20 protein-coding genes are annotated in these 20,715 nt (G+C 69.5%); 19 read left to right on the top strand and 1 reads right to left on the bottom strand.

Annotation, left to right across the window (positions count from 1 at the left end; translation table 11 throughout):
* The first annotated feature begins 47 nt into the window (after positions 1-47).
* From ASC55_RS10270 to ASC55_RS10235, 8 genes are read left to right on the top strand one after another with little or no spacing between them, the layout of a single operon-like run.
* Positions 48-1,061: a metal ABC transporter solute-binding protein, Zn/Mn family gene (locus ASC55_RS10270; RefSeq protein WP_055875043.1), complete on the top strand. Its 1,014-nt coding sequence runs from the start codon at positions 48-50 to the stop codon at positions 1,059-1,061.
* Positions 1,058-1,891, top strand: a complete 834-nt coding sequence (locus ASC55_RS10265; RefSeq protein ID WP_055875039.1) for a metal ABC transporter ATP-binding protein — start codon at positions 1,058-1,060, stop codon at positions 1,889-1,891. Before ASC55_RS10270 ends, ASC55_RS10265 begins: the two co-directional genes overlap by 4 nt.
* Positions 1,888-2,766: a metal ABC transporter permease gene (locus ASC55_RS10260; RefSeq protein ID WP_442922349.1), complete on the top strand. Its 879-nt coding sequence runs from the start codon at positions 1,888-1,890 to the stop codon at positions 2,764-2,766. The genes ASC55_RS10265 and ASC55_RS10260 overlap by 4 nt, the downstream gene beginning before the upstream one ends.
* 46 nt (positions 2,767-2,812) lie before the next feature.
* On the top strand, positions 2,813-3,229 hold the full coding sequence (locus tag ASC55_RS10255) for a Fur family transcriptional regulator (RefSeq protein ID WP_017829745.1): 417 nt from the start codon (positions 2,813-2,815) through the stop codon (positions 3,227-3,229).
* On the top strand, positions 3,226-4,266 hold the full coding sequence (locus ASC55_RS10250; RefSeq protein WP_082524298.1) for a permease: 1,041 nt from the start codon (positions 3,226-3,228) through the stop codon (positions 4,264-4,266). The genes ASC55_RS10255 and ASC55_RS10250 overlap by 4 nt, the downstream gene beginning before the upstream one ends.
* Complete coding sequence (locus tag ASC55_RS10245) at positions 4,259-5,059, top strand: TIGR03943 family putative permease subunit (RefSeq protein ID WP_055875036.1); 801 nt, start codon at positions 4,259-4,261, stop codon at positions 5,057-5,059. Before ASC55_RS10250 ends, ASC55_RS10245 begins: the two co-directional genes overlap by 8 nt.
* Entirely contained in the window at positions 5,049-6,965 is a 1,917-nt protein-coding gene (locus tag ASC55_RS10240; RefSeq protein ID WP_235563216.1) for a hypothetical protein, read from the top strand. The genes ASC55_RS10245 and ASC55_RS10240 overlap by 11 nt, the downstream gene beginning before the upstream one ends.
* 1 nt (position 6,966) lies before the next feature.
* Positions 6,967-7,746, top strand: coding sequence for a DNA-3-methyladenine glycosylase (locus ASC55_RS10235; RefSeq protein WP_055875029.1), 780 nt, complete (start codon positions 6,967-6,969; stop codon positions 7,744-7,746).
* Here the strand turns inward: ASC55_RS10235 and ASC55_RS10230 are convergent.
* Complete coding sequence (locus ASC55_RS10230; RefSeq protein ID WP_055875026.1) at positions 7,686-8,696, bottom strand: LacI family DNA-binding transcriptional regulator; 1,011 nt, start codon at positions 8,694-8,696, stop codon at positions 7,686-7,688. The two genes, ASC55_RS10235 and ASC55_RS10230, sit on opposite strands and share 61 nt — an antisense overlap.
* Positions 8,697-8,836: 140 nt before the next feature.
* Between ASC55_RS10230 and ASC55_RS10225 the strand changes: the two genes are divergently transcribed.
* From ASC55_RS10225 to ASC55_RS10175, 11 genes are all read left to right on the top strand, one after another.
* On the top strand, positions 8,837-10,846 hold the full coding sequence (locus tag ASC55_RS10225; protein ID WP_055875024.1) for a beta-galactosidase: 2,010 nt from the start codon (positions 8,837-8,839) through the stop codon (positions 10,844-10,846).
* Complete coding sequence (locus ASC55_RS10220; protein WP_047524211.1) at positions 10,843-11,769, top strand: carbohydrate ABC transporter permease; 927 nt, start codon at positions 10,843-10,845, stop codon at positions 11,767-11,769. Before ASC55_RS10225 ends, ASC55_RS10220 begins: the two co-directional genes overlap by 4 nt.
* Positions 11,766-12,650 (top strand): carbohydrate ABC transporter permease, encoded by an 885-nt coding sequence (locus tag ASC55_RS10215; RefSeq protein ID WP_082524297.1) that lies wholly within the window; start codon positions 11,766-11,768, stop codon positions 12,648-12,650. The genes ASC55_RS10220 and ASC55_RS10215 overlap by 4 nt, the downstream gene beginning before the upstream one ends.
* A 75-nt stretch (positions 12,651-12,725) precedes the next feature.
* On the top strand, positions 12,726-14,057 hold the full coding sequence (locus ASC55_RS10210; protein WP_055875021.1) for an ABC transporter substrate-binding protein: 1,332 nt from the start codon (positions 12,726-12,728) through the stop codon (positions 14,055-14,057).
* A gap of 61 nt (positions 14,058-14,118) precedes the next feature.
* A complete protein-coding gene (locus ASC55_RS10205) occupies positions 14,119-16,242 on the top strand; it encodes an alpha-galactosidase (RefSeq protein WP_157559431.1) in 2,124 nt (707 codons plus the stop codon).
* Between the two features lie 161 nt (positions 16,243-16,403).
* The gene (gene rpmB, locus ASC55_RS10200) at positions 16,404-16,640 is read left to right on the top strand and encodes a 50S ribosomal protein L28 (protein WP_017203559.1); all 237 of its coding nucleotides are present in this window, start codon (positions 16,404-16,406) and stop codon (positions 16,638-16,640) included.
* Positions 16,640-16,810 carry a 50S ribosomal protein L33 gene (gene rpmG, locus ASC55_RS10195; RefSeq protein WP_017203558.1) on the top strand — a complete coding sequence of 57 codons (171 nt, stop codon included), beginning with the start codon at positions 16,640-16,642 and terminating at the stop codon, positions 16,808-16,810. Before rpmB ends, rpmG begins: the two co-directional genes overlap by 1 nt.
* A 3-nt stretch (positions 16,811-16,813) precedes the next feature.
* Complete coding sequence (gene rpsN, locus ASC55_RS10190; RefSeq protein ID WP_017829734.1) at positions 16,814-17,119, top strand: 30S ribosomal protein S14; 306 nt, start codon at positions 16,814-16,816, stop codon at positions 17,117-17,119.
* 124 nt (positions 17,120-17,243) lie between these two features.
* Positions 17,244-18,086 carry a hypothetical protein gene (locus ASC55_RS10185; RefSeq protein WP_055875015.1) on the top strand — a complete coding sequence of 281 codons (843 nt, stop codon included), beginning with the start codon at positions 17,244-17,246 and terminating at the stop codon, positions 18,084-18,086.
* Positions 18,087-18,327: 241 nt separating this feature from the next.
* Positions 18,328-18,615: an HU family DNA-binding protein gene (locus ASC55_RS10180; RefSeq protein ID WP_017203554.1), complete on the top strand. Its 288-nt coding sequence runs from the start codon at positions 18,328-18,330 to the stop codon at positions 18,613-18,615.
* A gap of 88 nt (positions 18,616-18,703) precedes the next feature.
* Positions 18,704-20,704: a cytochrome c oxidase assembly protein gene (locus ASC55_RS10175; protein WP_082524296.1), complete on the top strand. Its 2,001-nt coding sequence runs from the start codon at positions 18,704-18,706 to the stop codon at positions 20,702-20,704.
* Positions 20,705-20,715 lie beyond the last annotated feature (11 nt).

Below are 20,715 nucleotides of genomic sequence, written 5' to 3'. Positions count from 1 at the left end.
ACGGCGAGGATTTGATAATGGTTCTCATTAGCGTTTAGAGTGAGGGCATGAAGAAGCCCGTCGTCGCCCTCGCCCTCGCATCCGTCGCCGCTCTCACGCTGGCCGGATGCTCCACCCCGGCTACGGGCGAGGGCGACGACGGCACCATCACGGTGGTCGCGAGCACCAACGTCTACGGCGACATCGCCGCGACGATCGGCGGCGACCGCGTCGACGTGCAGTCGATCATCACGTCCGCCTCGCAGGATCCGCACTCCTACGAGGCGAGCGCCCGCGACCGGCTGACCGTGCAGAAGGCCGACCTCGTGATCGAGAACGGCGGCGGCTACGACGCCTTCATCGACACGCTGCTGCAGGATGCGAAGGACCCGCACGTCGTCACGGCCGTCGAGTACTCGCACGACTTCCCCGGCAACGAGGGCCACGACGACGAGGCGCACGCCGACGAAGCGCACAGCGACGAAGCGCACGCCGACGAGGCCGAGCACGACCACGCCGAAGACGAGGCGGGGCACGAGGGCCACGACCACATCGAGGGCTTCAACGAGCACGTCTGGTTCGATCCGCACACCATGATCCACGTCGTCGAGGCCATCGCCGACGAGCTGACCGCGCTCGACCCCGACGGCGCGAAGGAGTTCGCCGCCAATGCGGCCGACCTCACTGCCGACCTCGAGGGCTTCGAGACGGAGCTTGCGACCCTCAAGACGGATGCGCCGGACGTCAACGTCTTCATCACCGAGCCGCTGCCCGGCTACCTCGCCGCCGCCGCCGGCTTCACCGATGTCACGCCCGAAGGATTCGCAGAGTCGGTCGAGGAGGGCACCGACGTCGCACCCGCCGTACTGCTCGAGGCGCTCGACGTGATCGGCAGCGGTCAGGTCACCGCGCTGCTGACCAACGCCCAGACCGGCGGGTCCGAGACCCAGCGCGTCGAGACCGCGGCGAAGGACGCCGGCATCCCTGTCGTCGCCTTCACGGAGCTGCTCGAGGACGGATCGTCGTACTCTGAGTGGATGAGTGACGCGATCCAGAGCCTCGCCGCCGCCGTCACCTCGTGAGCGGCGCCGCACAGCGCGAGAAACCGGTCCTCGCGATCTCCGACGCGTCCCTGCACCGCGGAGATCGCGAACTCTGGTCGGGCCTGGACCTCACGGTCGAGCCGGGCGAGTTCATCGCGGTGCTCGGCCCGTCGGGGTCGGGCAAGACCACGCTGCTTCGCACCATCCTCGGGCTGCAGCCGCTGTCCTCGGGGACGATCCGCGTCGCGGGGGAACCCGTGCACCGCGGAAACTCCCGCATCGGGTACATCCCGCAGCAGCGCTCGCTCGCTCCCGACACCAGCATGCGCGCGCGCGACCTGGTCGCCCTCGGCGTGCAGGGCAGCCGCTTCGGCCTCCCGATCCCGCACCGCGGCGACCGGGCCAAGGTGGACCGTCTGCTCGAAGCGGTCGGAGCCTCGCACTTCGCCGACCGCAGGGTAGGACTCCTCTCGGGAGGAGAGCAGCAGCGCCTCCGGGTCGGACAGGCCCTCGCCGACGAACCCGCCCTGCTGCTGTGCGACGAGCCGCTGTCGAACCTCGACCTCGCGAACCAGGTCGCCGTGACCGACATCATCGACCGCCAGCGCCGCGAGCGCGAGGCGGCGGTGCTGTTCGTCACCCACGACATCAATCCGATCCTCGGGCGGGTCGACCGCATCCTGTACATCGCCGGGGGGCGGTTCCTGCTCGGAACCCCCGACGAGGTGCTGCAGACCCGCGTGCTCACCGACCTCTACGGCACCCCGGTGTTCGTGCTGCGCGCGGGCGACCGGCTGGTCGTCGTCGGAGTTCCCGACGCCGAGCCCCACCACGACCACGGCGACCACGAGCACGGAGGAGCGGCATGAGCGTCGCACTGGGCATGGTGCCTCTGGTGGACTGGAGCGACGTCTTCTCCTTCCAGGACTACGGCGAGCTCGTCGCCCTGCTCGCGAACTCGATCATCGCGGGCGCGGTGCTGGGCATCGTCGGCGGACTCATCGGCGTCTTCGTGATGCAGCGCGACCTCGCGTTCGCGGTGCACGGAGTGAGCGAGCTGTCGTTCGCCGGAGCCGCGGCAGCCCTCCTCCTCGGCGGCAGCGTCGTTGCCGGATCCCTCGGCGGAGCCCTCGTCGCCGCCATCCTGATCGGCGTCCTCGGAGCCAAGGCCAGGGATCGCAACTCGATCGTCGGCGTGCTCATGCCGTTCGGCCTCGGCCTCGGCATCCTTTTCCTCTCGCTCTACGACGGCCGCAGCGCCAACCGCTTCAGCCTGCTCACCGGCCAGATCGTCTCGGTCTCCAGCCCCGACCTGGGCTGGCTGATCGGCATCAGCATGGTCGTGCTGATCGGGCTGCTGGTGATGTGGAATCCGCTGCGATTCGACTCGCTCGACCCGGAATCGGCCGCCGCCCGCGGGGTGCCGACCCGTGCCGTCAGTCTGCTGTTCATGGTGCTGCTCGGCCTGATCGTCGCCGTCAGCGTGCACATCATCGGGGCGCTCCTGGTGATGGCGCTGCTGGTCACACCCGCGGCCGCAGCGATGCGCGTCACCGCCGGTCCCATCGCCGTGCCGCTGCTGGCCGCGCTGTTCGGGTTCGTCTCGGCGGTCGGCGGGATCCTGCTCGCCCTCGCCGGAACACTGCCGGTGAGCCCCTACATCACCACGCTGTCGTTCACGATCTACGTCGTCTGCTGGATCGTGCAGCGCTCGCGTGCCCGGGTTCGCCGTGTGCGGGTCTGAGATCCGCTCCCAGCCCTCGCCAACCCCCGCGGCCTAGACTCTTCCTATGGCTCAGCGGAACACCTGGCAGCGCGAACGCGTGCGCGAAGCACTCGCCGACGCCCGCGGATTCGTGAGCGCGCAGGGCCTGCACGCCTCGCTGCGCGAAGACAACACCGGCATCGGTCTGGCCACCGTGTACCGTGCGCTGGCGGGGCTCGCCGCCTCGGGCGACGCCGACTCGCTGCAGAGCCCCGAGGGCGAGGCGCTGTACCGCGCCTGCACCACGCAGGGCCACCACCACCACCTCATCTGCCGATCCTGCGGTCTGACCGTCGAGATCGAGGCGAAGGATGTCGAGCAGTGGGCGCACCGCACGGCGGCGCTGCACGGCTTCACCGAGGCCGCCCACGTGGTCGACATCTTCGGTCTGTGCACTCCCTGCGCGAACAAGCGCGACGCCGAGAGGGCCGCGTCCGCGTGAGCTCCTCGGCAGCAACGGCGACCCGTCACGGCCACTCCCATCGCCCGGCACCCTCGCCGCGATCGGCCTGGATCGGCGTCGGCCTCGGCGCCGCGATCATCGCTGCCCTGTTCCTGATCGATGCCTTCCTGCCGACGCTGTTCCCCGCCTCGCTGCCCACCAGGGCGCAGGACGGGCTCACCCTCGCGCTGAGCGTGCTCATCGAGGCCCTGCCGTTCGTGGTCCTCGGCGTGCTGCTGTCGATCGTGGTGCAGGTGTGGCTTCCGGCCGATGTGATCCACCGGTGGCTCCCGAAGCGCGCCTGGGCCCGTCGCGCCGTGCTGTCGCTGCTGGGCATGCTGATCCCGGTGTGCGAGTGCGGCAACGTGCCCTTCGCCCGTGGGCTCATGATGCGAGGGCTCGCCCCGGCCGAGGCGATGACGTTCCTCATCGCGGCGCCGATCGTGAACCCGATCGTGATCCTCACCACGCACGCGGCCTTCGGCTGGGACGGCGGCATCCTCGTCGCCCGCCTCGTCGGCGGCTACCTCATCGCCAACCTGATCGGGTGGATCTACAGCCGGCACCCCGATCCCGACGGCATGCTCACGCAGCGCTTCGTCGACACCTGCGATCGCGTCACCCACGAACCGGGAACGCCCGTTCGCCGCAGCCTCACGCAGTTCCTCGTCGAGCTGCGTGCCGTGATGCCCGCCCTCGTGATCGGCTCCGCGCTCGCCGGAGCCGTGCAGGTGCTGATCCCGCGGGAGTGGCTGCTGGCGATCGGATCGAACCCGGTGCTGTCGATCGTCGCGATGATGGCACTCGCGATGACCGTGGCCATCTGCTCGAACGTCGATGCGTTCTTCGCGCTGTCCTTCGCCTCCACGTTCTCCTCCGGTGCCATCGTCGCCTTCCTGCTGGTCGGTCCGCTCGTCGACATCAAGATGCTCGCGCTCATGCGCACGACGTTCACCGCTCGCACGCTGGTCGGCATCGTCGGTATCGTCCTGGCTGCGGCCTTCGCGATCGGGATCGGGGTGAACGTCCTTGTCTGAGCAGACGGCCGCTCGCGCACGCGCACTCGGCACCCGCTGGCTGGGGGTGGGACTCGCCGCCGTGATCTCGGTGGTCACGCTCGGCCTCGGTCTCACCGGACGCCTCAATCTCTACATCAGCCCCGAGTCGGTGTGGTTCGCCTGCGCCGCCGCCGTCGTCACCCTGGCCGGAGCGATCTGGTCGTGCACTCTGCCGCTCGGCGAGGAGGGCGACCACGGCCACGACCACGGGCCTGCCGCCGCTGTTGTGGACGACACGGAGGGGCGCGAGGTCCCGGCTTCCTCCCGCCGCACGCTCGGTGCCGTCGCGGCCGTCACCGGTGGCGTCATCGCCTCGGGCGTCGTCGTCGCCGGTCTCATCCTGCCGCCGGCCTCGCTGTCGGTCGAGCTCGCCATGTCGCGCGCGGGGGAGCAGAGCGCGTTGTTCGTCGGCGCTGACACGGTAGCGCTCGGCGTGGCCGACACCTCGACCTTCGGCGTCGGCGACTGGGCCAGCGTCTTCTCGGCGGCGACCAACACGGCCGCCTACGACGGTGCAGCGGTCACGCTCAGAGGTTTCGTGACGCCCGGCGAATCGGGTGACGGTGTGAATCTGACCCGTCTGGTCATCACCCACTGCGTCATCGACGCCCAGACCGCCGTCCTGCCGGTGGATGTGAAGGCCGACGAGTACGCGACCGGCCAATGGGTCGAGATCACCGGAACCGTGCGAGCGGATGCCGACGGCAAGCTGCGCATCGAACCGACCGATGTCGTCGCGATCGACGAGCCGGGAGACCCGTATGAGTACTGACGACGAGCGCCCAGAGGTGCCCGCCGTCCCGCGCACCCGTGCGGAGATGCGTGCAGCGCGAGAAGCCGCCGAGGCGGCGGAGGCCGAGCGGATCGACCGCGCGGTCGCATCCGCCGACCACGTAGCCCCTCCCGTCGACCAGGGCACACAGCCCGCCGCGCAGCCCGCTGCACAGCCCGCCGCCGGTGCAGAGGATGCTGCTGTTCGTGAGTCCGCCGCTCGTGAGGCTGCCGCCCGCGAGGCCGCAGCTCGTGAGGCCGCCGTGCGTGAGGCGGGTGACCGCGAGGTCGCCGAGCAGGAGGCCGCCGCCCGGAAGATGGCCGCCTTCGAGGCCGCGGCGCGCGAGGATGCCGAGGCGACCGCGCTTCCGCCCGTGCCGCTCGCGACGGAGCCGGTGTTCGTCGGTGCCGCCCCGATCGGTGCCGCCCCGATCTCTGCCGACCCGATCTCTGCCGCTGAGGCCGAGGCCGCCGAGGAATTCCCTGCGCCGCCGGCGCCTCGCGCCCCTGTGGGCCGGGAGGCCCCGCACACGCCCGTGAGTCGTCGCCGGTTCGCGCTCACGCTCGTCGCGGTTCTCGGTGTGCTCGTCGTCGTCGGAACCGGCTTGGGCATCGCCAGTCTTCTGCAGGGGCCGCGCATCAGCGACGTGCAGGTGAACGCCGCGCAGGCGATCGAGTCGTCCGGAAGCCGTGTCATCCTGACCGCCAACCAAGCCCTCGCCGACATCGACCCCGCGCAGGTCACGGTCGAACCGGCCGTGCCGTTCACGGTCGACGCCTCCGGTCGCGGCGTCGGCGTGCGATTCACCGTCCCGCTCGACGACTCGACCGAGTACACGATCCGTGTGGCCGATGCCGTGGGCGCCGGCGGCGGGCCGAAGACGACGCTGACCACGAGCTTCACGACGCCGCCTTCGAACATCTTCCTGCTACGCCGCGACGTCGAGGGCAAGGACAAGATCTTCCTCACCGACCTCAGCGGCGAGAAGGCCGTCCCGGTCTTCGAGCACGACAAGATCAACGACTTCCGCGCGACCTCCACGAAGCTCGTCGTGGCGGTGGAGGAGGACGAGGGATCCCGGCTGCTCGTGATGGACCGCGACGGCAAGAACCCGCGCGAGCTGAAGCTCCCCGGCGACGGCTATGTGGGTGCGATCCAGGTCTCCGAGCGAGGCGGCCTCGTCGGCTACAGCTACTCCGACAAAGAGCTCAGCGACACCGAAGGCCGTGCGAGCGTGCTCGTGACCCAGTCGCTGACCGGCGACGGCGACCCGCAGATCATCGAGGTCGCCGGAGCCGAGGCGAGCGTGTTCGTCTGGCAGTTCGTGCCCGACAGCGCGGCGGTGCTGTTCATCGACTTCGACGGTGCGCTCTCGCTCGTCGACCGTTCGACCGATACCGGCGTGCAGGCGCTCGGCCTCGCCGCCACCATCCAGGGGATCTCCCGCGGTACCTACACCGCGATCGTCGAGAGGCTCGACGGTGCGGTGGTCGAGCTCAACCTGGCGGATGGCTCTGAGCAGCCGCTCGCGGCATCCGATCCCGACTACGGGATCGCGAGCTCGATCACGCCGTTCCCCGGGGGCACGCTGCGCCACGTCGTCGCCCGCGACGACGAGGGACTCCCGATCGGACAGGTGGTCGTGCGTGTCGACGACGACGGGGCGGCGACCCCGCTGGTGGAGGTCGGTTCGACCGACTCGATCCTGCAGGCGTGCGCATCGCCGAGCGGCCAGTATGCCGCCGTGGTGGTCGCACCCGACCTGGCGAACAACGCCTACGACGGGATGCTGCTGCCGCTGCCGGAGAACGTCGAGACGCACCTGATCGACATGGCCTCCGGCAAGGAGATCGTCGCCCTCACCGGCTTCGACGCCTCGTGGTGCCAGACGGCCCCGCGATTCTGAGATGCCCGGCGATCCCGATGTCGCCCGCGGCAACGACCGGCCGCAGGAGGCGCTGCGCCGTGCCGTCCGCGCCGACCTGAGCGACTCCGCGGTCGACGTCGCGCCGCGCCTGCTGGGGGGAGAGCTGCGCACGTTCGTCGCGCCCTCGGCCGATGCCGTCGCGCTCGAGGTGCGGCTGCGCATCACCGAGGTCGAGGCCTATCACGGGCAGGGCACGGGCGGGATCCCCGACCCGGGCTCCCACGCCCGCATGGGCCGCACGGCGCGCAACTCCACCATGTGGGGCGAGCCGGGGCATCTGTACGTGTACCTCAGCCACGGCATCCACTCGTGCGTGAACGTCGTGTGCGGGCCCGAGGGGCAGGGTGACGGCGTGCTGCTCCGGGCCGGCGAGGTCGTGGCCGGCGCTGAGGCCGCGGCCACCCGTCGCGGTGCCGCCCTTCCGCTTCGGCGCACGACGTCGCGCGACCTCGCACGGGGGCCGGGCCGCCTCGGGCAGGCCGTGGGGCTGCGTCATCCGCTGCACGACGGGATCGATGCCATCACGGGCGAGGAGCAGCACGGAATGCGAGCCGAGCTGTGGCTGGGCCCGCAGCGGGACGGCGTGGTGAGCGGCCCGCGCGTCGGCGTCGCCGGCGTGGCCGGAACCGCGGCCTTCCCCTGGCGCTTCTGGATCGATGAGGACCCGACCGTGTCTCCGTTCCGGTGGGGGAGAGGTGCTCAGGCGGAGTCTCTCCACACGACCGGGGTGGGCAGGATGATGCCGGCGCGCGGGCGCTGATCGTCGCGCAGCTGGGCGAGCACGGCGGCCGCTGCGGCTGCACCGAGTCCTTCCGCCGGCTGGTCGACGGTCGACAGCGGCGGGGTGGTCCTGGTCGCCCAGGAGCTGTTGTCGAATCCCACGACGCCCACGTCCTCGGGAACGCGGCGCCCGGCTTGGCGCAGTGCCAGCATCGCTCCGGCGGCGACCGCGTCGGAGGCGCCGAACACCCCGTCGATGTCGGGGGCGCGCGCGAGCAGCCGCGTCATCGCCGCAGCTCCCTCGGCGTACGAGTACAGCGGCGCCTCCTCGACCAGGTCCGGGTCGAAGTCGGGGCCCAGTGCGTCGGTGAACCCCGCGAGGCGATCGGTGCCCGAGTCGCGGTCGAGCGCCGCGGCGATCATGCCGACGCGTCTGCGTCCTGTCGCCATCAGGCGTGATGTCAAGGCGTTCGCGGCCCCGCGGTTGTCGACGCCGACCCAGGCCGCATCCACATCAGGGGGATGGCCCACGTAGGCGACGGGAAGGTCGAGTCGCATGACCGCGTTCGTGATCGGATCCTGCGCGCGGGCCGAGACGATCACTGCACCGTCCACGAAGCCGCCGTTGAGGTAGCGGGCGACGCGTTCCGTGTCGCGCACCGAGTCCACCACGAGGCACACCATCTGGTAGTCCGCCTCGGACAGCGTCTCGTTGGTACCGAGCATGATGGCGCCGATGTTCGGGTCTTCCAGGAACAGCGCGTGCGGTTCGTGCACGATGAATGCGATGGCCTGGGTGCGCTGGCGCACCAGGTTCTGCGCCGCGGTGTTGGGAACGTATCCGACCTCGCGGATCGCCTCTTCGATCGCCGCCCGAGCGGTGTCGGACACATAGCCGCCGTTGATCACGCGGCTCACGGTTCCCCTCGACACCCCGGCCACCCGTGCCACGTCGTGCACGGTGCTGCGGCGGCGGGCGGAAGTGGTCATGATCGACAGCCTAGCGACCCGGACTTGACGACCTCCACGGCGACATGCAACCATGTGTGCACGTTCACAGAAATTCCGATCGGTGCTTTCATGACCGAATCTGTGCACGTGCACACATCTTCGCAAAGGAGCGTCTCCGTATGGCCGCCGCAGTGTCCGACCGCATCGCCGCCCTCTCCGCAGGGCGCGGCCTCGTCTTCGGATGCGACTACAACCCCGAGCAGTGGGATCGCAGCGTGTGGCCCGAGGATGTGCGCCTCATGAAGCAGGCGGGTGTCGGCCTCGTCGCGATCAACATCTTCGGCTGGTCGTCGATCAACCCGGCCCCTGATGTCTGGGACTTCAGCGCGCTGGACGAGATCATCGGTCTTCTGCACGCGAGCGGGATCCGCATCAACCTCGGCACTGGCACCGCCTCGCCCGCCCCGTGGGTCACCGCCCGCCATCCCGAGATGCTCCCGGTCGGGGCGGACGGCACCGTGTTCCAGCAGGGCGGTCGTCAGGGGTACTGCCCGAGCTCTCCGCTCTTTCGCGCGTATGCCGCCGACGTCGTGACGCACGTGGTCGAGCGCTACGGCGATCACCCCGCGGTGTCGCTGTGGCACGTGTCGAACGAACTCGGCTGTCACAACGCCCTCTGCTACTGCGGCGTCAGCGCCGAGGCGTTCCGCGCCTGGCTGCGTGAGCGCTACGACGACATCGACGCGCTGAACCGCGCATGGGGGACGACGTTCTGGAGCCAGCGGTACAGCGACTTCGAGGATGTGCGTTCGCCCGCCCAGGCCCTGTCGCTGCGCAACCCCGGGCAGATGATCGACTTCCAGCGGTTCAGCTCCGACGAGCAGCTCGCGCTGTACCGGGCGGAGGCCGCGATCCTGCGGGAGCGGAGCAGCATTCCGGTCACGACGAACTTCATGGTCACCGCGCACATCCGCAACCTCGACTACTGGACCTGGGCGGGCGAGATGGATCTGATCGCCAACGACCACTATCTCGACCGCCGTCTCGACGATGCCCGCGGGGAGCTCTCGTTCGCCGCCGACCTCACGCGCGGCCTCGCGCAGGGGGAGCCCTGGCTGCTGATGGAGACCTCGACGGGCGCGGTGAACTGGCAGCCGTACAACCTCGCCAAGGCGCCGGGGGAGATGCGGCGCAACATCGTCTCTCACCTCGCCCGCGGCGCCGACGGGATCTGCTTCTTCCAGTGGCGGGCGTCGACGCAGGGCGCGGAGAAGTTCCACACCGCTCTCGTCCCCCACGCCGGCGAGGACTCCGACCAGTGGCGCGAGGTGGTCGAACTGGGCGCGCTGGTCGATCGCCTCGGCGAGGTCGCCGGCACCAGGGTCGCGGCGGATACCGCGCTGTTCTTCTCGTGGGAGAGCTGGTGGGCGGCCGAGAACGAAGGGCGTCCGAGCGAGGCGCTGACCTACCTCGGGCAGGTGCATGCCGCTCACGCGGCCCTGTCGGACGCGGGTCTGACCACCGACGTCGTGCGCCCCGGCGCCGACCTCGACGGCTACGGTCTGCTCATCGTGCCGGCCCTGCACCTCATCAGCGATGCGGATGCCGCGGCCATCGCACGCGCGGTCGAAGGCGGTGCCGTCGCGCTCATCACCTTCTTCAGCGGCATCGTCGACGAGGAGGATCGCGTGCGCACCGGCGGCTATCCGGGGGCGTTCCGCGATCTGCTGGGCATCCGCTCCGAGGAGTTCGCTCCGCTGCGCCCTGGCGAGGTCGTCACCCTCACCGACGGCACGACGGGCACCGTCTGGAGCGAGCGGCTCGCGGCGACCGACGCCGAGGTCATCGCATCGTTCGTCGACGGCCCCGCTGCCGGGGGTCCAGCGATCACGCGGCGGACGGCCGGCGACGGCGCGGCCTGGTTCCTCTCCACCCAGCTCTCGCGAGCGGATTACGCCGGGCTGATGACGCGGATCGCCGCCGGCGCCGGGGTCGCACGGACGCCGGGCGCGGGGCCGGACGTCGAGATCGTCCGACGTGTCGGGGACACCGGCAGCTTCCTGTTCGTCGTCAACCACGGGGCGACCGACGCCGAGGTCACGGCGTCCGGTCATGAGTTCGTCACGGATGCCCCCGCCACCGGCATCGTGCCGGCTGGGGCCGTCCGCATCATCAAGGAGGATGTATGACCACCACGCTCACCGCCTCGGCGGTCTCTGCGCCCACCGCGGCGCGAGCCCGTCGGCGCGTCCCGCACAAGGGAGCCATCGCCTTCCTGATCGTGCCGTTCGGCGTTCTGTTCGCGCTCTTCTATGTCGTGCCGATCGCCTACGCGTTCTGGCAGTCCCTGCTCGTCGTCGAGCGCGACGGCACCTTCGGCAAGGCCGAGCAGGTGTTCGGCGGCCTCACCCAGTACGTGCTCGTCTTCCAGAACGAGGCCTTCTGGAGCTCGATGGGGCGCATGCTGCTGTTCGGCGTCGTGCAGGTGCCCGTCATGCTGGGCCTCGCCCTGCTGTTCGCCCTGCTGCTGGACTCGCCTCTCGTGCGCGGGAAGCGCTTCTTCCGTCTGGCGTTCTTCGTGCCCTACGCGGTGCCGGGCGTGATCGCCGCGATCATGTGGGGCTCGCTCTTCTCGCCCAACCTCTCGCCCTTCACCGCGATCACCAAGAACATCGACTTCCTCGGCGCCGACCTGGTGCTGTGGTCGATCGCGAACGTCGTGACCTGGGTCTACGTCGGATACAACATGCTGATCATCTACTCGGCACTGCTGTCGATCCCGCAGGAGCTGTACGAAGCGGCTCGCCTCGACGGCGCAGGCCAATGGCGGATCGCCTGGTCGATCAAGATCCCGCTGGTGCGGCCCGCGATCGTGATGACCGCGATCTTCTCGATCATCGGCACGTTGCAGCTGCTCGCCGAGCCCCAGGTGTTCCGGTCGTTCAGCTCGGCCGTGACCAGCACCTTCACCCCGAACATGACCGTGTACGCCACCGCATCCATCCCGAACACCAACCTGGCCGCCGCCTTCTCGGTCGTGCTCGCCGTGACGACGTTCGTGCTGTCGTTCGGGTTCATGAAGTACATGCAGCGCAAGGAGCAGAACGCATGACCACCGCGTCGATCGTCGCGCCCGGCCGGCGCCGCAGCACTGCTCGGGAATCGGGCATCTCCCGCACGGGCGCCATGCTGATCATGGCCGTGTTCACGGTCTACTTCCTGCTGCCGCTGTGGTGGCTGCTCGTTGCCTCCAGCAAGGAGACCGGCGACATCCTCACCACCGCGCCGCTGTGGTTCGCCGACTTCCACCTCTTCGACAACATCGCGGAGCTGTTCACCTACCGGGACGGCGTGTACCTGCGCTGGCTTGGCAACTCGATGCTCTACGCCGCTCTCGGCGGGGCCATCGCCACGCTCCTGGCCGCCATGGCCGGGTACGCCCTCGCCAAGTACCGCTTCCTCGGCCGCGACGTGCTTTTCGACATCGTGCTGGGAGGAGTGCTCGTCCCCGCGACGGCTCTCGCGCTGCCGCTGTTCCTGATCTTCAGCCAAGCGCAGCTGACCAACACGTTCTGGTCGGTCTTCCTCCCCTCGATCGTGAGCCCGTTCGGCGTGTACCTCGCGCGCATCTTCGCCGCCTCCTCGGTGCCGGACGAACTGCTCGAGGCGAGCCGACTCGACGGGGCGGGGGAGATCCGCACCTTCTTCACCGTAAGCATCCGTCTGATGACCCCGGCACTGGTGACGATGTTCCTCTTCCAGTTCGTGGCCATCTGGAACAACTTCTTCCTGCCGATGATCATGCTGCGCAGCGAAGACCTCTTCCCCGTCGTGTTCGGTCTCTACAACTGGAACAACCAGCTGAACCAGCTCCCCGAACTCCGCGGTCTCGTCCTGATCGGCGCCCTGCTGTCGGTCATCCCGCTGATCGTGACATTCCTCCTGCTCCAGCGCTTCTGGCGCAACGGACTGGGCGCCGGCGCCCTGAAGTGAGCAGGTCGTCACGCGGACCTTCCGCGTGACGCACCACCCCTGCACCACCCCCATCGCATCCACGAAAGGATCGAAATGCAGCATTCGAAGAAGAAGGCAGCGGCCGTCATCGCCATCTCGGCGTTCGCGCTCGCAGGCTGCTCCGCCGGCGGCGGAGACAGCACCGGAGGCGGCGACGCCGCCGCTTCCTGCACCCCGGCCGACGGTGACGTCACCCTCGAGTTCACCTCCTGGATCCCCGGTATCGAAGACGTCGTGAAGATCTGGAACGATGCCAACCCCGAGATCCAGGTCGACGTGCAGACCGGCCCCAACGGCAACGGCGGCACGTACCAGAACTTCTTCAACCAGATCAAGGCGGGCGACGCGCCCGACCTCGGGCAGATCGAGTACGACGCCCTGCCGAACTTCCTCGTGCAGGACGGCCTCGAAGACCTCAGCGCCTGCGAAGACGTCGTCGCCGCCGAGGACCAGTTCGTCGACTGGGCCTGGGGACAGGTGACCCTCGGCACCGACGGTGTGTACGGCGTTCCGCAGGACACCGGACCCATGGCGCTGTTCTACCGCGCCGACCTGTTTGAGCAGAACGGCATCGCGATCCCTACCACCTGGGACGAGTACCGTGAGGCGGCCGTGAAGATCCGCGACCTGGGCGGCTACATCACCAACTTCTCGCAGTCGGACATCAACCAGTTCGCCGGATTCGCGTGGCAGGACGGCGCCCAGTGGTTCTCGAGCGACGGCGAGGGCTGGACGGTCACGCTCGCCGACGACGCCACGACCACCGTGGCCGACTTCTGGCAGAGCATGCTCGACGACGACCTCGTCGCGACAGTGCCCGCCTGGACCGACGAGTGGAACAACGCCTACAACTCGGGCGAGGTCTGGACCTGGAACTCCGCGGTCTGGGGTGCCAACTCGATCTCCAGCGGCGCCCCCGACACCGCAGGCTCGTGGGCCGTCGCTCCCCTCCCGCAGTGGAAGGCCGGCGGATCCGCGGCCGGAAACTGGGGCGGTTCCTCGACCGCCGTGCTCAAGGGCAGCGAACACCTCTACGAGGCGACCAAGTTCGCGCTGTGGCTCAACACGTCGGATGAGGCGCTGACCGCGCTCGCCGAGGCGGCCAACCTCTATCCCGCCACGACGGCGGGACTCGCACTGCCGGTGTTCAGCGAGGGCGTGGAGTTCTACGGCGGGCAGAAGATCTACGACGTCTTCGCCGACGCCGCCACCCAGGTCTCTCCCGACTTCGCGTGGGGTCCGACCATGACCCAGACCTACGCCGACGTCTCGGACGGCTTCAAGGCCGCGGTCTCGGGCAGCGGAACCCTGCTCGACGCGATCGAGAAGGGCCAGACGGCGACCGTCGACGCGCTCAAGGCGGCGTCGATCCCCGTCACGGAGTAATGCCTTTCGGAGGCCCGCCCGTATGCTCACGGGCGGGCCTCCCTTTTCGTCTGGAGCGGCAATGAGCGAACTCGTCCATCTGACCTCCGGCGGCGTCAGCGTCGTCATCGACACGACCGGAGCGCGGCTGCTGCACTGGGGTGCGGCGCTCGACCCCGTCGACCTCGACGCGCTCGCCGCATCGTCGACCGGCGCCGTGACCTTCAGTTCGTTCGACGCTCCTCGGGCTTTCCCCCTGCTCGCCGTCGAGGCGGACGGCTGGTCGGGCGCACCGGCACTCGCCTGGCACCGGGCGGGGCTGCACAGCGCCCCGCTGCTGCGACCGACAGGGTGGGAGGCCTCGGCGACATCGCTGCGGGCGGAGTTCGCAGATGCCGAGGCCGAGGCCACCGTCATGCTCGACCTCGCGCTGGACGTCGATGGCGTGCTCACCGCGCAGCTGTCGGTCACGAGCACAGCCGCCGATGACGCCCAGCCGCTGGACCTGCTGGCCACGCGCATCCTGCTGCCGATCCCCGCGCACGCGACGGAGGCGCTCGACCACACCGGGCGTTGGACGGGCGAGCGGCACCCGCAGCGCGGCGCCCTGCGTCACGGAGCGCATCTGCGCCAGGTGCGCCGCGGTCGCGGTGGCCACGACGCCCCCTATCTGACCGCGGTCGGCACCGACGGATTCGGCTTCCGCCGTGGCGAGCTGTGGACTGCGCACGTCGCGTGGAGCGGCGACGTCGAGGTCGGCGTCGAGCGGCTCCCCGAGGGCGCCGGAGTGCACGGTGCGGTGCTCGGCGGGGGAGAGCTGCTGCTGCCGGGCGAGATCCGACTGGGGGCGGGAGAGACCTACGTCTCGCCGCGGGTGCACCTCACCTACGGGGAGAGCGGTCTGGATTCCGTCGCCGCACGGCTTCACCGGATGGTGCGCTCGTTCTCCGCGCACCCCACGACGCCGCGGCCACTGGTGCTCAACACGTGGGAGGCGGTCTACTTCGACCACGACCCGACGCGTCTGCTCGCGCTCGCCGAAGCCGCGGCTTCGGTCGGTGTCGAGCGTTTCGTCCTGGACGACGGCTGGTTCCGCGGACGCCCCGACGACAGGTCGGGCCTCGGGGACTGGTACATCGACGACGTCAAATGGCCGGAGGGTCTGCGCCCTCTCGCCGATCACGTGCACGGCCTCGGGATGCAGTTCGGCCTGTGGTTCGAGCCCGAGATGGTGAACCCGGTGTCCGACCTCGCCACGCAGCATCCGGAGTGGGTGCTGCAGGCATCGCCCGATTCGCCCACCTGGCGGCACCAGAAGGTGCTCGACCTCGCCAACCCCGCCGCCGCCGCTCACCTGCTCGAGCGCATCGACGGATTGGTCTCGGAGATCGGGGTCGACTTCATCAAGTGGGACCACAACCGCGACCTGCACGCCGCCGTCTCCCCGCACACCGGGCGCGCGTCCGTGCACGCCCAGACCGCCGCGTTCTACGCCCTGCTCGACGCGCTGCGCGAGAGGCATCCCTCCCTGGAGATCGAGTCCTGCGCGAGCGGCGGCGCCCGTGTCGACCTCGGGGTCCTGCGGCGCACACAGCGCGTGTGGGCCTCGGATTCGAACGACCCTGTGGAGCGTCAGCGCATCCAGCGGTGGACCGGTACCCTCATCCCTCCCGAACTCGTGGGCTCGCACGTCGGGCCGCCGATCGCCGAGACGACCCATCGGGCGGCGTCGCTGCCCTTCCGCATGACGACGGCGCTGTTCGGTCACGCCGGCATCGAGTGGGACATCACCCGCGCCGACGAGGGCGAGCGCGAGGCGCTGAGGCGCTGGGCGGCGCTCTACCGCGAGCTGCGCCCGCTGCTGCACTCGGGGATCACGGTGCGCGCCGATGAGGTCGATGACCAGACGCTGCTGCACGGCGTGGTCGCCGCCGACGGCTCGCGCGCCGTCTACGCCTGGGTGCGCCTGGGCACATCCGTCGACGGCTTCACCCCGCGCACGCGGATCCCCGGCCTGCCGGCGGCGCAGCGCTATCGCCTGCGGATGCGGGAGGACCTCGGGAGGGTCGCGCGGCATCAGGTCGCCGACCCCGCGTGGACCGACGCCGGGGTGGAGGCATCCGGTGCCTTCTTCGAGACCGTCGGTGTGCCGCTGCCGCTGCTGGCTCCGGGGGCGGCTCTGCTGATCGAGGCCGTTCGAGCCTGAATCGCCGCCGTGCTAAACTGACTCTTTGTCTGCGCACACTCCTGTGCGCAGTTCGCGTGCTTCCCCTTCTGCGGCCGAGAGATCGGCGAGGCGGGGTCGCGTGCAGACAAGGGATCTTGGGTGAGGCCGTCCGGCCTCACGGTATAGAAGGAGTCACCACCATGGCAGCAGTGTGCCAGGTGACCGGAGCTGTTCCCGGCTTCGGTCACAACGTCTCGCACTCGCACCGCCGGACGAAGCGCCGCTTCGACCCGAACGTGCAGAAGAAGACTTATTTCGTTCCGTCGCTCGGTCGTAAGATCACGCTCAACGTGTCCGCCAAGGGCATCAAGGTGATCGACGTCCGTGGCATCGAGAACGTCGTCAAGGACCTCCAGGCGAAGGGTGTGAAGCTCTAATGGCCAAGAAGGCTCAGGACGTACGTCCGATCATCAAGCTGCGTTCGACGGCAGGTACGGGTTACACGTACGTGACGAAGAAGAACCGCCGCAACACCCCCGACCGCCTCGTGCTCAAGAAGTACGACCCGGTCATCCGTCAGCACGTCGAATTCCGAGAGGAGCGTTGATCAATGGCTAAGAAGAGCAAGATCGCTCGCAACGAGCAGCGCAAGGTCATCGTCGAGCGTTACGCAGAGCGTCGCGCCGAGCTGAAGAAGACCCTGGTCGACCCGAACGCCACCGACGAGGCCCGCGAGGCCGCACGCGTCGGCCTGCAGAAGCTGCCGCGCAACGCGTCGCCGGCTCGCGTGCGTTCGCGCGACGTCATCGACGGCCGCCCCCGCGGTGTCCTCACGAAGTTCGGCATCTCGCGTGTCCGCTTCCGTGACATGGCACACCGTGGCGAGCTGCCCGGCGTGACCAAGTCGAGCTGGTAAGTCTCAGCAGACAGTCGAAAGGGGCGAGGATCTTCGGATCCTCGCCCCTTTCGCGTATCCGGGGGATGCGCAGCGCGCCGCGATACCGATACCCTCTCTGTGAACCGGGGGGTGGAGAGGACTCATGAACGACTGCATCCCCGCCTCCGGCCTTCTCGCCGAGTCCGGCGCCGACCCGCTGACGCTCGCGGGTCTTCTCGTCCTGGCCGTGCTGCTCATCGCCGGCGGTCTCGTGCTGACGGTCCGCGTCGGTGGGCGCGGGCGCCGCGGCCGTCTCGCCGGAGGAGCGCTGCTGCTCGCCCTCGCGGTGGCCGGCGGGGGCCTGATCGCCGCGCCCTCTTCGGCGACCGCGGCCGAGTCGTGCCCCGCGGTCCAGCCGCAGCCGCAGCCGCAGCCGCAGCCGGACCAGCAGCCACAGCCGGGCGTCGATACGCGTCTCGACGTGTTCGGTGCGAGCGCCCAGGAGTGGGCGGGAACGCACGACCGTGTTCCGGAGACGGTGGCCCTGTACAACCCCGAACAGGAGCGCGGCACCGACACGATCCCGCTCGAGACGGCTCTCGCGCAGTGCGACACCGACTACGTGCCTGGTCCTGTGCCGATGTGGCTGATCCTCGTCGACGCCGAGACCCGCGCCATCGCGTGGCGCACTCCGATCCGCAGCGCCGAGGCCGAGCCGCAGCAGTTCGTCGGCATCCCTCTCGGGACGTTCGACGTGTACCTGATCCCGGATGACCGCGCGGTCGGCGACGTGCTGCCCGAGGATGCGAACATCGGTGTGAACTCGGCCCGCAGCTGGCAGCTGACGAACTGCGACGTCGAGTGGGAGGACACGATCCTCACGGAGGGGGCGTTCACCACGGGCATCATCGGCTGGGTCTCGGCCTCGGTCGGCGAAGGCATCAGGGCGGAGGTCACCGCCGCGAATCCGGTGCTCGAGGTGCGTCTGCTCAGCAACCTGCCCTGACCTCCGGCACCGCCACGGGCATCCGCGACCGCGCCGATCCGGCTTCCGGGGCGCGGATCCGCCCCTCGAATCTGTGACTGGAGTGACAAAAGTGACGCGACACGCCCAGTAATTGCCCAAAACCCGCGAAATGACGCGGAAATGAGGGTGGTGGTTGGTACATTCAAGGCGGTCGCTAGACCAGGAGCATCCGCTCCGACACCCACAACGATGCGACGGGAACTCGTCGCTGGAGGATGACATGGCTGACAAGTCCATCACCAAGACCGAGCTCGTCGCGAGCATCGCAAGCGCCACGGGCCAGAGCCAGGCCACCGTCTCCGGTGTCCTCGACTCGCTGTTCGCCACGGTCTCCGACGCCGTTGCCAAGGGCAGCAAGGTCTCCATCCCGGGCTGGATCTCCTTCGAGCAGGTCGACACCGCTGCTCGCACGGGCCGCAACCCGCAGACCGGCGCCGAGATCAAGATCCCGGCCGGCAAGCGCGTCAAGGTGACCGCTGGCTCCAAGCTCAAGGCTGCCGTCAAGTAATTCGACCGCACCTCTTCGCAGGCCGCTCCCGTTCCGACGGGGGCGGCCTGCGTGCTTTCTCACCGTCGGGCGCGCCTAGGCTGGAGGGGTGAGTTCCCGCAGCGAGTCGACGAGTCGGATTTCGGCGTATCGAGTCGCCGGCGTCATCATCCTCCTCATCGCCGCCCTGGCGGCGCTGGTGCTGGCGCTCCTCGTCGGCGGAGGCGCCAAGCCGCCGCTGCTGCAGGACCCCGGCCCCTTCGTGCTCTGGGGTACGCCGATCGCGAAGCTCGTCATGAACGTCTCGGGCGCGGTCATGCTCGGCGCGCTCGTGCTCGCGCTGTTCGGCCTGCGCGCGGGGGAGCGATCGTTCGACGCCGCTCTGAACATCGCCTCGGTCGGTGCGGCCGTGTTCACGGTCTCGGCCGGCCTCGCGGGGTTCCTCGCCTTCATGGCCGCGTTCAACCCCAAGCTCAGCATCGAGCGCGAGTTCGGCACGCAGCTCGGGCGCTTCCTGCTGGAGCTGCCGCTGGGGCAGTCCTGGCTCATCACCACCATCTTCGGCGCGATCATCACGGTGCTCGCGTTCGCGTGGCGTTCGTGGACGCCAACCCTCATCACGGCGCTGCTCGCCGCGGTCTCCTTCCTCCCGCTCGCGACGCAGGGGCATGCCGGCGACCTCGCCGGGCACAACATGGCGGTCAACTCGATCCTGCTGCACACCATCGGCGCCGCCGTCTGGCTCGGTGGGCTCCTGCTGCTGGTGCTGCTGCGCGGGCGCGCCGACATCGACACCCCGCGGCTCGTCGCACGCTACTCGTCCCTCGCGATCGCCGCCTTCGCCGTGGTCGCGTTCTCCGGGGTCACCCGGTCGATCGTGGCCGTCGGAGGCTGGGACGCGCTGTGGGCGACGCCCTACGGCTGGATCGTGCTCGCCAAGGTCGTGCTGCTGGGAGGCATGGGACTGCTGGGCGCCTGGTATCGCGCACGTCTGATCCCCCGGCTCGCAGGTCAGCGGACGGCCGGCTGGTTCTGGCTCCTCGTGCTGTGCGAGGTCGCGCTGATGGGCCTCGCCTCGGGAGCGGCCGCCGCGCTCGCGCGCACACCTCCGCCCACCGGCGAGGTCGCCGCCTTCGCCCAGACGCCCGCGCAGATCCTCACCGGCGCGACGCTGCCTCCGGAGCTGACGCTCGAGCGCTGGTTCACGGCCTGGGACTTCGACGTGCTCTGGCTCGTCGCCGCAGGCTTCGGCCTCTTCCTGTACCTCGCCGGCGTGCGGCGCCTGCACCTGCGCGGCGACCGCTGGCCGATCCACCGCACCGTGTTCTGGGTGCTCGGCATGCTGATGCTCGTCTGGGTGACGAGCGGCCCGCTCAACGCGTACCAGGAGTACCTGTTCAGCATCCACATGATGGGCCACATGATGCTGTCGATGGCCATCCCGCTGCTGCTGGTCTCCGGCGCCCCCATCACGCTCGCTCTGCGTGCGATCCACAAGCGCGACGACGGCACCCGCGGTGGTCGCGAGTGGATCATGTGGGCCGTGCACTCGCCGTTCTCCCGCGTGGTGACCCATCCGTTCGTCGCAGCGGCGATCTTCATCCTGTCGCTGTGGGCCTTCTACTTCACCGACCTGGTTCGCTGGTCGATGTACGAGCACCTCGGTCACGAGTGGATGGTCATCCACTTCCTGATCTCGGGCTACCTGTTCGTGATGAGCCTGATCGGCGCCGACCCTGTGCCGTACCGTCTGCCCTACCCCGGTCGCCTGATCACCCTGATCGCCGTCATGGCGATGCACGCCTTCTTCGGCATCGCGATCATGATGCAGGAAGGGCTGATGGTCGCCGACTGGTTCGGGTCGATGGGCCGCGACTGGGGTGTGGACCCGCTGCAGGACCAGTACGTCGGTGGCGGCATCGCCTGGTCGATCGGCGAGATCCCGACGCTGATCCTCGCGATCACGGTCGCGATCCAGTGGAGCCGCAGCGACACCAAGCTGCAGCGCCGCGCAGACCGGCATGCCGACCGCACGGGAGACGCCGAGCTCGAGGAGTACAACGCCAAGCTCGCCGCCCTCGCGGAGCGCGACCAGCGCGGAAGCCGCTGAGGCCGACGCCC

The organism is Microbacterium sp. Root322 (genome assembly GCF_001425645.1).
Lineage (GTDB): Bacteria > Actinomycetota > Actinomycetes > Actinomycetales > Microbacteriaceae > Microbacterium > Microbacterium maritypicum.
This window is presented reverse-complemented; position numbering and strand designations above follow the sequence as displayed.

Coding starts and splice junctions, on each gene's coding strand:
- ASC55_RS10270 (WP_055875043.1), top strand. CDS start 48: ATGAAGAAGCCCGTCGTCGCCCTCGCCCTCGCATCCGTCGCCGCTCTC.
- ASC55_RS10260 (WP_442922349.1), top strand. CDS start 1,888: ATGAGCGTCGCACTGGGCATGGTGCCTCTGGTGGACTGGAGCGACGTC.
- ASC55_RS10255 (WP_017829745.1), top strand. CDS start 2,813: ATGGCTCAGCGGAACACCTGGCAGCGCGAACGCGTGCGCGAAGCACTC.
- ASC55_RS10240 (WP_235563216.1), top strand. CDS start 5,049: ATGAGTACTGACGACGAGCGCCCAGAGGTGCCCGCCGTCCCGCGCACC.
- ASC55_RS10235 (WP_055875029.1), top strand. CDS start 6,967: ATGCCCGGCGATCCCGATGTCGCCCGCGGCAACGACCGGCCGCAGGAG.
- ASC55_RS10230 (WP_055875026.1), bottom strand. CDS start 8,696: ATGACCACTTCCGCCCGCCGCCGCAGCACCGTGCACGACGTGGCACGG.
- ASC55_RS10225 (WP_055875024.1), top strand. CDS start 8,837: ATGGCCGCCGCAGTGTCCGACCGCATCGCCGCCCTCTCCGCAGGGCGC.
- ASC55_RS10220 (WP_047524211.1), top strand. CDS start 10,843: ATGACCACCACGCTCACCGCCTCGGCGGTCTCTGCGCCCACCGCGGCG.
- ASC55_RS10215 (WP_082524297.1), top strand. CDS start 11,766: ATGACCACCGCGTCGATCGTCGCGCCCGGCCGGCGCCGCAGCACTGCT.
- ASC55_RS10210 (WP_055875021.1), top strand. CDS start 12,726: ATGCAGCATTCGAAGAAGAAGGCAGCGGCCGTCATCGCCATCTCGGCG.
- ASC55_RS10205 (WP_157559431.1), top strand. CDS start 14,119: ATGAGCGAACTCGTCCATCTGACCTCCGGCGGCGTCAGCGTCGTCATC.
- rpmB (WP_017203559.1), top strand. CDS start 16,404: ATGGCAGCAGTGTGCCAGGTGACCGGAGCTGTTCCCGGCTTCGGTCAC.
- rpmG (WP_017203558.1), top strand. CDS start 16,640: ATGGCCAAGAAGGCTCAGGACGTACGTCCGATCATCAAGCTGCGTTCG.
- rpsN (WP_017829734.1), top strand. CDS start 16,814: ATGGCTAAGAAGAGCAAGATCGCTCGCAACGAGCAGCGCAAGGTCATC.
- ASC55_RS10185 (WP_055875015.1), top strand. CDS start 17,244: ATGAACGACTGCATCCCCGCCTCCGGCCTTCTCGCCGAGTCCGGCGCC.
- ASC55_RS10180 (WP_017203554.1), top strand. CDS start 18,328: ATGGCTGACAAGTCCATCACCAAGACCGAGCTCGTCGCGAGCATCGCA.